This window comes from Microcystis sp. Msp_OC_L_20101000_S702, from assembly GCF_007095705.1.
In the GTDB taxonomy this organism is placed as follows: Bacteria; Cyanobacteriota; Cyanobacteriia; order Cyanobacteriales; family Microcystaceae; genus Microcystis; species Microcystis ichthyoblabe_A.
In genome coordinates, this window is sequence record NZ_SFBO01000199.1 from 1 (window position 1) to 10,423 (window position 10,423).

Genomic DNA, 10,423 nt, shown 5'->3' on the forward strand with positions numbered 1-10,423 from the left:
GGATAGAAAATCTACGTTTTCACCGATAGGTTATTGCCCGAATGCTTCGCCCCTACAGGACGCGGGCCGATGAAGACGCAAGGTTTTGAACGACGATTCTCTCAAAATCTTGCACCTGTTTCGCGAGAAAAGCCCCAAAACCCTTACTTTGCCTACATTTCAAATTTATTCAGCAAACCCTATTTAGGGCTGGCTGAATAAATCTAAAAACCTTGTTAGATAAGGCTTTTAGACTTTTTTTCCCTCAAAAAGTGCCGACCCTTACAGTGATCGGGGGTAAAATTCCAGGACTTTTTCCCTGAAAATTAGATAACTGACTACCTCAAAATCGGTAAAACCCTACACCCCACACCCACGAAAAACTTTTTCAGCAGACCCTATTTAGAATGGGAGTTACCGGACAATTTAGCGGCTTTTCTCCTCAAGACTTAAATTAATCGTGCCGCGGGGGTTTATTGGTCGCAGAACCCGCCGGAGCGACCTTGTAGGTGGGGGGGATACCTTTGAGGGAAATGAGCGTATTCATCACCGTTTTTGCCACGGGAGCGGCCACAGTGGAGCCAAAAGTATTCGCACCCTTGGGTTCATCCACCACCACCAAAACCACATAACGGGGCGATTCGATCGGTAAAATCGCCACAAAACTGGTAATTTTGGCGTTAGGTAGATAACCCCCCGTCGGACTAGCTTTTTGTGCGGTTCCCGTTTTACCTCCGATGCGATAACCAGGGATTTGGGCTGCTACCCCCGTCCCCTTGCTAACGACGGTTTCCATCATTTCCACCACTTGCCGGGCCACGGTGGGAGAAAAGACTTTTTTGCTGGGATAATCGGGCCGCCAGTGCAAACGGCCGCGGTCGTCGGCTAATCCTTTGATCACATGGGGAGTCACCAGGGTGCCACCATTGGCCAGCGCACCGTGCAATTGTACTAACTTTAAAGGCGTTAGGGATAAACCTTGACCAAAGGAAGCGGTGGCCGATTCAATGGCATTATCCAGAAATTCTGGTTCGGGTTTGAGATATCCTGCCACTTCTCCGGGTAAATCTACACCAACCCTTTGATTTATTTTCAATCCTAATAAACTTTTATAGAAATCAACTCGCCTCATTTTTTGGGCAATTTGCACCATAGCCACGTTACTAGAGGTTTGCAGAACTTGGGCCATATCTAGCGCCCCATTACCCTGTTTAGAGGCATTTTTAATCGTCCAGGGACCGACAGTAATCGCCCCCGGATCATTGACTACCGTATTAGCTTTAACTGCCCCTGCTTCCATGGCCAGGGCGATAATAATTGGTTTAAAAGTTGACCCCGGTTCGTACTGATCGGCTACGGTCCAATTTTTAAATAGAGCCACATTGGCTTTATAGTATTCATTGGGGTTAAAAGTTGGCTCACAAACTAGGGCTAAAAGAGAACCATCAAGGGAGTCCATAACGATGACAGCCCCCCGTTTAGCATTAAATTTCTTTAGCTGTTCCCGCAAGGCTGTCCGGGCTGCTCTTTGTAGTTTTAAATCGAGGGTTACTTCTAACTGTAATTCATCAAATTGAAAGATACCATCGGGAACAAAAGCCGGTAAAATTCGCCCGTCTCCCATGCGTCTTGTATTGACAGAAAAAGGATCTCTTTCTAATAACTGACTGGAACCTCTCTCTAATCCTGCCTGGCCACGATGTTCTTTATCTACATAGCCAATCACGTCGGCTGCCACATCGTCTTGGGGATAATAACGAGCGTATTTTTCCTCTAATTCTACACCATCAAGAGATAATTGTTTTAAGCCCCTAGCCACGGATTCGGTTAATTGATTGGCTAAACGAATTCCTGTTTCTTTTTCTTTAAATCTTTGAATCAGTTGATTAGTAGGAATATTTAATAAAGGAGCTAATTTATCAGCCACTTCTGCCGGGGGAATAGCAAACAGTTTTGGGTGTACATAAAGAGTATAAATCAAGCGATCAGTCGCTAAAACATTACCATTACTATCGACGATCGCCCGCCGGGGAATATAGGGTCTAATACTGGTAGTTTGCTGTTGTCTGGCTCTTTTTTGCAATTCCTGCGCTTGGACTATTTGCAATTGGTACAAGCGCCAGGCTAAACCCACAATACCCATGACTAAAACCAACCACACCGCCATCAATCGCCCGTTACTCACAGGCATTTTTTTTGACTGTTGTTGCCGTTTTTTGTCGTTTAAATAGGACTTTCTGTCCCGAATCCTGCCCGAGGGCGATCGAGTTTCTTTGCTTCTAAATTGGGGTCTTTTTGTGTCAGTCATGAGCAGTATCTTTCAGTTATCAGTTATCAGTAAACAGTGATCAGTGATCAGTAAACAGTGATCAGTAAATAGTAATCAGTGATCGGTAAAAAGACAGTAGGAAACTTCTATTTAATACTGCACACTTAAAAACTCACATCTGATAACTTTTAACTTACCCACTGATAACTGATAACTGATAACTGTTAATAGGCACTTCTGGGTTGAGAATTGACGGTAGATTGGGATTGAGAAGCGGGATACTGTTTCAGGTTAGGAGCAGATTTACGCTGTAAAAAGATAGTTTGGAAGGGTTGGGGATGAGTTAATCCGGTTTCGGGTTTTTCTGCTTGTTCAGCTAGTTGATGTTTAAGGGTTTCATTGGTGGACAAAAGATGGCGCTCGTGACGTTGCAGTGTTTCCAGTTTACCAAATTCTTTGTCCCAAACCTTGGGAATATATACCGTCCAAGCATATATTCCCAGAGTCGAACCCAACAGACAAAAAGTAATCACAGCTACTATTCTTTCTAGGAGGCAAAGGAAACGTAATTGACGCGAGGCTAATTGTTTTTGTGTTGGGGCCACGGGAACTCTCACCACCGATTTAGTCGTCGGTTTTACTGTTGGGGTCGTCTGATTTACTGGTGACTGGGGACGAGGCTGACTGCCTTGGCTTTTTGGGCGAGAAACGGGAAGGGGAATATAAGAATTATGGGCAGCAGACATGATTTTCTCTCAACATTTCTAGCTAGTGGTCGTTGTCAAAAATTAAGTTTCTAAAATTAGGAGTCGGTCATCAGTAGTCAGTCGGAAATATTTAATTGATCACTGTCGCCTTTTTTCCTTTTTCCTTTTTACCTTAAAATCACTGTTCTAGCTCTAGACGTAAACGATATAAGATAGTTTGCGGATGAACTTGAGCGAGAATTTGATTAATCACCGTACTCGGTCCAGATGCCCCCCAACTACAACCGCGTTCTAGATAGATTTTAGCGGCTTTCCCGATGATATAGGTTCCATAAGCAGCAATTGCTCCCTGTAGGAGAGCGGTGCTACCGTAGAGAGTTAAAGAGGTGGGATTTTCAAAAATACTCGCCGCTGCCGCTGCCGTTTTGCCCAAACCGATAATCACAGTGCTGAGGATTTCCCCCACCAGCAACCCCCCACTGCTCAAAAGTAGAGTCCGCCAGAGTTGACCAGCTTGGTGACTGGTAATTGGCAGGCCGTACAAACGAGCTAAAGCCCGAACTAGAGTCAAATCGACGATTGAAGCCCCTAGTAGGTCTAAAATAGCGATCGGATTGGCCGCAATCGCTAAAGCCTTATATTTTGCGTATTGCCAGATAATTTCCTCCGCTTGACTGTCCCGGAGTTCCAGGGTTTTTCTAGCGATATTTTCCTCCGCTTCTTGCCCCTGCACTAAAGCATTTAAGGCCAGCAGCGATCGCCCTTCCCGATTTAAAATCGTTAAGAGTTTATCTTGCAGCTCCTCAATTTGGGGGGGAGGGGTTTCCCACTCAGTCACCACGCTCCCATCGGGGTATTCCACCCGGACAGGAATCGGTTGCGGTTCGGCGGCTACCATAACTATCTCATCGCTAGTTAACAAATCTTCTAACGTTTTTTCGTCTCGATTGGTTCCTAATCTCTGTAACTGCTGAAAAATCTGACGGCGATCAGCTTCTGGATAGAGATCAATCTTATTAAACACCAAAATAATCGGTTTTTTCGCCTGGCGCAATTCTGCCAAGGCCTCGTATTCGGTGCGGGTAATATCCCCGGCGACGATAAATAAAATCAAATCGGCACTTTTAGCGACTTCCCTGGCCATATTCGCCCGCGCTTCCCCTTCAATCTCATCCAATCCGGGGGTATCGATTAATTCTATCTGAATTTTACCCGTGGCTGGTGTCCAACGCACCGATCGCGGCCAGCGTGTCACCCCGTGCAGGGGGCCAGTTGTCAGGACTTTTTGACCGACTAAAGCGTTTACCACCGAGGATTTACCGCGACTGACTAACCCGAAGGCCGCCACCCGAATCACCGTTTCATCCAGTTTATCCAAGGCCGATTTTAAGGACTGCAAATCCTGTTTAACGGCGGCCTGAAGTTGGGGATCGGGGGGATAATTCCAATGGCGGCGAAAACTGGCATACCAAGTTAAGGCCTGTTGTAAACTAGCCTTAGCCTGATTGTAATGAGTTTCCTCGAGGGATGGGGTCTTGGTCACGGTTGATTTTTTAACTGTTTATTGATGCTGCTGCCTTTATTGTAGAGTTTCGGGGCGGTAACTGAGATGAGGTTATCTGGGGCCAGGGGAAGACTTTTCAGTAATCAGTGAAAAGAAATTAGCGAAGTTTTCCACTAAAACCCTAACACCTAACATCCTACTCCGCCAATCCCAATTGACCCAATAGCTGAAGGATAGTTTTTCCGGTTACGGGATCTCGCCAATCGGGGGCAATTTCTGCCAGGGGAAGCAGCACAAAAGCCCTTTCTCGGCAGCGGGGATGGGGTATCTGTAATTCGGGTGTTTCTAAGATCAGGTCATCATAAAATATTAAGTCTAAATCGAGGGTACGCGGTCCCCATCTTTCCCGTCGGACTCTCCCGAATAACTGCTCGATTTCTAATAATTTATGCAGTAAATCTAGGGGCGATAAATCCACTTGCACAATGGCGCCACCGTTGAGATAATCTGGCTGAGGCGGCCCGACGGCCGCGGTTTGATACCATTGGGAATGAGCTTCTAGTTTAATTCCTTTGACTCGCTCTAATTCCCCTAAAGCTTGCCCTAAAATTGTCGCTGAATCTCCTAAATTACTGCCCAGAGCGATCGCTGCTCGCTTCATCCACATCCTTCCTCAACAATAATCTCGGCTAATTCCCCCGTCGCTCCCAAAGATTTACCTAAAAATATATTGACATTTGGATGCTTTTGTGATAGTTCAAAAACTTGGGCTTCGATCGCATCCGTAATTCCACCAGCAAAGAGGAAATAGGGCAGTATAGCGATTTTTTGGCTACCTTGAGCGATTAAACTCTCGATTTGTCGGGGTAAACTCGGTTCTATCGACCAATAGGCTGTAATTGCTCCAAAAAACGCCGCTAGATTTTCCACCTCCCGATTACCCCCGGAGCGACGACTACCGTGGGATAGTAAAATGCGGTCTTGGGGGCTTAAATCAGCAAATTGTCGGGATAACAGCGATTTTATGCCCTGATAACTGCCTAAATGGGGCTTTAACTCTAGCTTAATTGGCGATCGCACTTTGGCCACGGCTGCGGGAATATCTTCTTTAACGTGAACCCCCGACAGGAGAAACAGGGGGATAATCTGCAACCGGTTACATCCTTGGCTTTGTGCTTGTTGGGCAAAAGCTTCTATTTGTTGATGGAGAGGTGTTATCGCTAATTCTAGGGCGGCAGTCCCTACTAATACCCGATTATCTGCTTCTAGAACCGCTATAGATGGGCTAAACTCCGATTTACTCGCCAATCTTTCGGCGGGTTGACTAATTTTTTCCTGAACTAAGGCTGCTAATTGCGTCACCGCCATGGCTGGACGCGGATCGCGACTACCGTGGAAAACCAATAAATAGGCTGAGGAGGTCTTCAAAGAAATCTGGCCAAAATAGTTTAGTTTTTAGCCTAATACATTTTCTCTCCCTTTAGGCATAAATGCCCCTGATATTCTCGATTTAGCTGGTAAGCGGGAAAACGTCCCCATTGGTGGGAAGTGCTACCATTTTACGCGATGTAAAGTGTGAGCAAATCGGCCCGCCGGCTTGAGTTAGCCTAGATATTGAGGTATAACCTAATTAATCGCCCAACTTAGTCAACGAGGCAGTTAACGTGAAAGTGGAAACAGACAGTAAACAATTACCCTCCTACGAACAACCACCCCTAATAGAAGTGGTAAAATTACCTACAGTTTTATCATCAGAATCTTGCTGGATAGACGCAGCAGAAGATGATGATGATGAACTGGATTGTCGGGGAGTTTTTGTAGTTTCTCATCAACCGAAAATCTTATTTTCCGAAGAAGTAAACATTAAATCTCAGGAAAAATCCACTTGGAAACCTTGTGTTATAATTGATAAGTCTCGAATCGAAGATGATAACTAATGACCTTTGGTATGAGGCGGTAGATGCAAATGTTGAGTTAACCCAAGGGGATATTATTCTTAATTGTCCTGTGGTTCGTTGGGCTTCTAAATCTGTTGAGGTAAGCAATCAAACAGAAATTGAAACCCTTCGATCCTTAGTGGAAGTAGCTGAGATTGATCTGGTTGTTATCACCCAAGGCTGCGACTTAGAAAACAAGAAAGTCAATAATGTCATCCTTTCCCCTCACTTTGCTCTCAGTCAATATCAAGAATATTGGGAACAGACAATGAACAATATGAAACAAAATCCTACGGCCAAGGCGTGGGGGAGATATTGTGATGATATTAAAAATGGTTATATATGGAATCTTTCTATGCTCAACGAAGGGGAAATCGGCAACCTAAAATTAACTCATCGAATAGTTGATTTTCATGATGTGTACACTTTACCGAGGACTTTTTTGGAATCCTTCTTGCAAAATAAACAGCAACCTCGACTTCGTTTACGTCCTCCCTATCGTGAACATTTATCTCAAGCTTTCGCTAGATTTTTTATGCGAGTTGGTTTACCTACAGGAGTAAAAAAAGTCTGGTAATAGATAAATCACCTTAACTTTTACCAATAACTACCTATAGGGAAAGATTGGTTTTTTGACGATTCGATAAATCCTATGGTTTCCTATCCACAGTTCTAGCTTTGTGGGCGATTTGGTTCACTTGATAACGAATTATTGCGATAGCTTGCCATTAACTAATTTTCAGCGATAATCTAAAGTCAGAGTCCATCGGGAGATAAGATCATGAACCTTCGTCTAGTTCTATTTTCAGGCCTAGTAACGGCTTTAGTTGGTGCTGGTATCGGTTATGGCATTAGCCGCATTGAACGCAATCCCAGCCAAGTCAACTATAGAAATCCCCATCACTATCAAATCATCTATGGACGTTATTTTGCTGGTGCGGGGGCAGCCCTGGGCTTCTGTGTGGGTGCGGGTTTACAAATGGTCAAAGAACTCAAAGAAGAAAGAGACAGAGAAATGGGCATCCTAGACGATGGCTCAAAATTCTAGTCTTTTGGGGCTAATTCCTCAAGAATGATGAATTGAACGTGATTAATCGCTAAATCGCCGATGGGAACTTGGGTTTTTAACACCGGTTGTCCTTCACTGAGCATTCGTTCAAAGGGGATATCTTTGGCAATTTCCGTGTGATACCAAGCTAAACCCATAAAGAAACGATTGGGATAGGGACCGCCTTCAAAAATATCATCGGGATTGGACTCCATGGGAACCCAACCGATAGAGGGAAGATAAAATTCCATCCAGACGTGATTGTAATCTGGTTCGAGGGGTAAATTACGTTCGAGGGGATGGGGTGGGCATTTATAACGTCCTACCGTGCGACAAGCAATACCATTGAGACGACACAAAGCCAATAATAAACCGACATATTCCCCACAGGAACCGACTCCGCGCCGCAGGGCAATATCAGGGGTGTCGATGTTGGGTTTGATACCGTAGGAAAGCTGATCATAGACGTAATTACGAATACTATAAACTTTTCGGAGCAGATTGGTTTCCCGACCGGTCGCTTCTTCGGCAGCATTGAGGATAATTTCTGTACTCATGGCCAGATCATCATTATCGATCAAATAGCGATCGGGAAAATCGGCGGGTAAGGGGGGTAAATCTTCGCAATCTTGGGGGGTAATTTGGTATTTAATACCCCATACTTCTAAGACTACTTTCCACCCAAAAATATGACGTTGTTTGCCGGTTATTTGCTCGAACTTAAATACTGCCACCCGCTGCCCGTCCTGAATTTCTTCAATAAAAGGCAATCCCACCGCTTCGACGCTGCGAATTTTTTGCCGCGGTGTTTCTAAGGGTAAAGCGATGCGCCATTCCACATTTTTGAGTTCGATATTATAGAGGGGTTCTAATTCCTCGACGTAGGATAATTCAATCAGATAACCGTTAGAAAGGGTGTATTTTTTAGCGGGATCGTAGTGAAAATATAGAGGATGGACAAAAGTACGCGGACGATAACTAAGTTCGTGAACTTGTTCAGAATTGGGATTATCGCGGATACAGGGTTCTTGGAAAGCATAGGCCACATATAATATATCCTTGCCACTGTTAGCATCGCGATAAAATGCTAATCCCGTCGGCGATTCAAAAGGAGTTATCATGCTAAAAAGCTGTTCTCCCGTGGCGCGATCAAGACAGTAAACCGTTTGTTCTAGGGTATCCGTTAACCAAAGTTCTTCCCCGCGAATGGTGATATTTTCGATGCCGATACCAGGTGCGTACAAACGAGTAATTTCCTGTCCCGATTGGCGATCAAATATAAAGATTTGTCCAGAACGTTGACAAGTGACATAAATTGTGTTACCGGTTACGGCGACTCCGTTAGCGGTGTAGGGAAGACGGGTAAAAAATTTCGGAGTAAAATCTTCGAGAGTGCAGCAGTAGAGATTTTCGCGGGTAGTAAACCAGAGGTTATTTTGATCATCGATTGCCAATCCCGTCGTCCCGACGAATTCTTGCCAGCGATGGGAATTAAGTACGCTTGTATGACCAGTATCGAGGGCAATTTGGTATAAATAGCCGTTTTTTGCGTCGATAGCGATTAATTTGTTATCTTGAAATACAATTCCGTGCAGGGCTGTGGCGCTAATCGGGCGAATCGTTTGACGATGGGAGGGAAGACTGGCAGGATCGAAAATCATAGGAGGAAACGAAAAGGGAGAGCGTTTTTAAGTGAATAAAACAGCAATTCTCCCCACGATAGCAAATTTTCTCGCCCTTGAATGCTCGTAATGAACTCCAATTCTGAAAAAAATGTCAAGAATTGTCACCTATAGTCCCTCTCATACCCTTGTACCTACCTACGAGTGTTTCAATCGTTGCAGTTATTGTAATTTTCGCAGGGATTTAGGCACTGATGGCTGGTTAAGTTTAGACAAGGCAAAAGAGATTTTAACTGCTTTGCAGGGTTCGGAAATTACGGAAATTTTAATTCTTAGCGGCGAAGTTCATCCTTTAGCAGCCAATCGAGAGTTATGGTTTCGGCATATTTATAATTTGGGAGAATTGGCTTTAAATATGGGTTTTTATCCCCATACCAATGCGGGAATTTTAACTTTGGCTGAGATGGAAAAACTAAAAAATGTCAATCTATCTATGGGTATAATGTTAGAACAAATGACGGTGACTTTATTAGATACTGTCCATCGTCATGCCGCCAGTAAAGTGCCATCCTTGCGCTTAGAGCAGTTACAATGGGCGGGAGAATTAGCAATTCCTTTTACCACGGGTTTATTATTAGGAATTGGTGAAACAGAATGCGATCGCTTAGTGACCTTAGAAACTATTGCCACTATTCATCAACGTTGGGGACATATTCAAGAAGTGATCCTACAACCCTACAATCCGGGTAAAAGAGAACAGTGGCAAAATAACCCTTTTGATCTGCAAAAATTACCCGATCTGGTTAGACAAGCTAGGGAAATTTTGCCCCCAGATATTGTTATTCAAATTCCCCCGAATTTAGTACCCGATCCTCTTTTTCTCTTGGATTGTTTAGCTGCAGGAGCGCGGGATTTAGGCGGTATTGGCCCTATCGATGAAGTTAATCCCGATTACCTCCATTTACACCCCGATAAATTAAAGGAATTTTTAGCAGTTTATGGCTGGGAATTAAAGGCGCGACTACCGGTTTATCAGTAAACATTAATCAGGGAAAAGATAGCACTATTAATGCCATTTAACACGCCTTACTTAATACCGCATAATTGATTATTATTCATTCGACCGAGGCTGCATCTCGTTTTTGTAAATCTAGCAATTGGGATTTTTACGGGGAAACTCTCGGCTAAGATTGGGCATTACTTCCGATTTTATCACTCAATCCAAGCTTTTGGGGGGTTCTAAGTAGTCATGCAAAATTAATTACCCAAATAAAAAATTAAGAAGTATAATACATAAAAAAACGAAGCAGCAGGAAAATACAATGAGATTGATTAGAGACCTAAACCCCGAGAGCCA

10 protein-coding genes are annotated in these 10,423 nt (G+C 44.1%); 4 read left to right on the forward strand and 6 right to left on the reverse strand.

Going from position 1 to position 10,423, the window contains the following annotated elements:
* Positions 1 to 433: 433 nt before the first annotated feature.
* The 5 genes from EWV60_RS20450 to EWV60_RS20470 all read right to left on the reverse strand — a co-directional run bounded on the left by EWV60_RS20450 (position 434) and on the right by EWV60_RS20470 (position 5,887).
* Positions 434 to 2,287: a peptidoglycan D,D-transpeptidase FtsI family protein gene (locus tag EWV60_RS20450; RefSeq protein WP_287234344.1), complete on the reverse strand. Its 1,854-nt coding sequence runs from the start codon at positions 2,285 to 2,287 to the stop codon at positions 434 to 436.
* A 185-nt stretch (positions 2,288 to 2,472) separates the two neighbouring features.
* A complete protein-coding gene (locus tag EWV60_RS20455) occupies positions 2,473 to 2,994 on the reverse strand; it encodes a hypothetical protein (RefSeq protein WP_287234346.1) in 522 nt (173 codons plus the stop codon).
* A gap of 139 nt (positions 2,995 to 3,133) precedes the next feature.
* Entirely contained in the window at positions 3,134 to 4,498 is a 1,365-nt protein-coding gene (locus tag EWV60_RS20460; RefSeq protein ID WP_287234349.1) for a GTP-binding protein, read from the reverse strand.
* 157 nt (positions 4,499 to 4,655) lie between these two features.
* The gene (gene folK, locus EWV60_RS20465; RefSeq protein ID WP_287234361.1) at positions 4,656 to 5,120 is read right to left on the reverse strand and encodes a 2-amino-4-hydroxy-6-hydroxymethyldihydropteridine diphosphokinase; all 465 of its coding nucleotides are present in this window, start codon (positions 5,118 to 5,120) and stop codon (positions 4,656 to 4,658) included.
* Complete coding sequence (locus tag EWV60_RS20470; protein ID WP_502705840.1) at positions 5,117 to 5,887, reverse strand: sirohydrochlorin chelatase; 771 nt, start codon at positions 5,885 to 5,887, stop codon at positions 5,117 to 5,119. Before EWV60_RS20470 ends, folK begins: the two co-directional genes overlap by 4 nt.
* A gap of 236 nt (positions 5,888 to 6,123) precedes the next feature.
* On the opposite strand from EWV60_RS20470, the gene EWV60_RS20475 reads away from it, so the two are divergent.
* From EWV60_RS20475 to EWV60_RS20485, 3 genes are all read left to right on the forward strand, one after another.
* Positions 6,124 to 6,396 carry a hypothetical protein gene (locus EWV60_RS20475; protein WP_287234351.1) on the forward strand — a complete coding sequence of 91 codons (273 nt, stop codon included), beginning with the start codon at positions 6,124 to 6,126 and terminating at the stop codon, positions 6,394 to 6,396.
* Entirely contained in the window at positions 6,386 to 6,973 is a 588-nt protein-coding gene (locus EWV60_RS20480) for a hypothetical protein (RefSeq protein ID WP_002738075.1), read from the forward strand. The genes EWV60_RS20475 and EWV60_RS20480 overlap by 11 nt, the downstream gene beginning before the upstream one ends.
* 204 nt (positions 6,974 to 7,177) lie before the next feature.
* Positions 7,178 to 7,444 (forward strand): hypothetical protein, encoded by a 267-nt coding sequence (locus EWV60_RS20485; RefSeq protein ID WP_002773759.1) that lies wholly within the window; start codon positions 7,178 to 7,180, stop codon positions 7,442 to 7,444.
* Here EWV60_RS20485 and EWV60_RS20490 read toward each other — a convergent pair.
* On the reverse strand, positions 7,441 to 9,105 hold the full coding sequence (locus tag EWV60_RS20490) for a transglutaminase domain-containing protein (RefSeq protein ID WP_287234356.1): 1,665 nt from the start codon (positions 9,103 to 9,105) through the stop codon (positions 7,441 to 7,443). The two genes, EWV60_RS20485 and EWV60_RS20490, sit on opposite strands and share 4 nt — an antisense overlap.
* A gap of 112 nt (positions 9,106 to 9,217) precedes the next feature.
* Here EWV60_RS20490 and cofG point away from each other — a divergent pair, with 112 nt between their 5' ends.
* Positions 9,218 to 10,105: a 7,8-didemethyl-8-hydroxy-5-deazariboflavin synthase subunit CofG gene (gene cofG, locus EWV60_RS20495; protein WP_287234358.1), complete on the forward strand. Its 888-nt coding sequence runs from the start codon at positions 9,218 to 9,220 to the stop codon at positions 10,103 to 10,105.
* The last annotated feature ends 318 nt before the right edge of the window (positions 10,106 to 10,423 follow it).

Excerpts from the sequence above, each read along its gene's own strand:
- EWV60_RS20450 (WP_287234344.1), bottom strand. The coding sequence starts at position 2,287 with ATGACTGACACAAAAAGACCCCAATTTAGAAGCAAAGAAACTCGATCG.
- EWV60_RS20455 (WP_287234346.1), bottom strand. The coding sequence starts at position 2,994 with ATGTCTGCTGCCCATAATTCTTATATTCCCCTTCCCGTTTCTCGCCCA.
- folK (WP_287234361.1), bottom strand. The coding sequence starts at position 5,120 with ATGAAGCGAGCAGCGATCGCTCTGGGCAGTAATTTAGGAGATTCAGCG.
- EWV60_RS20480 (WP_002738075.1), top strand. The coding sequence starts at position 6,386 with ATGATAACTAATGACCTTTGGTATGAGGCGGTAGATGCAAATGTTGAG.
- EWV60_RS20485 (WP_002773759.1), top strand. The coding sequence starts at position 7,178 with ATGAACCTTCGTCTAGTTCTATTTTCAGGCCTAGTAACGGCTTTAGTT.
- EWV60_RS20490 (WP_287234356.1), bottom strand. The coding sequence starts at position 9,105 with ATGATTTTCGATCCTGCCAGTCTTCCCTCCCATCGTCAAACGATTCGC.
- cofG (WP_287234358.1), top strand. The coding sequence starts at position 9,218 with ATGTCAAGAATTGTCACCTATAGTCCCTCTCATACCCTTGTACCTACC.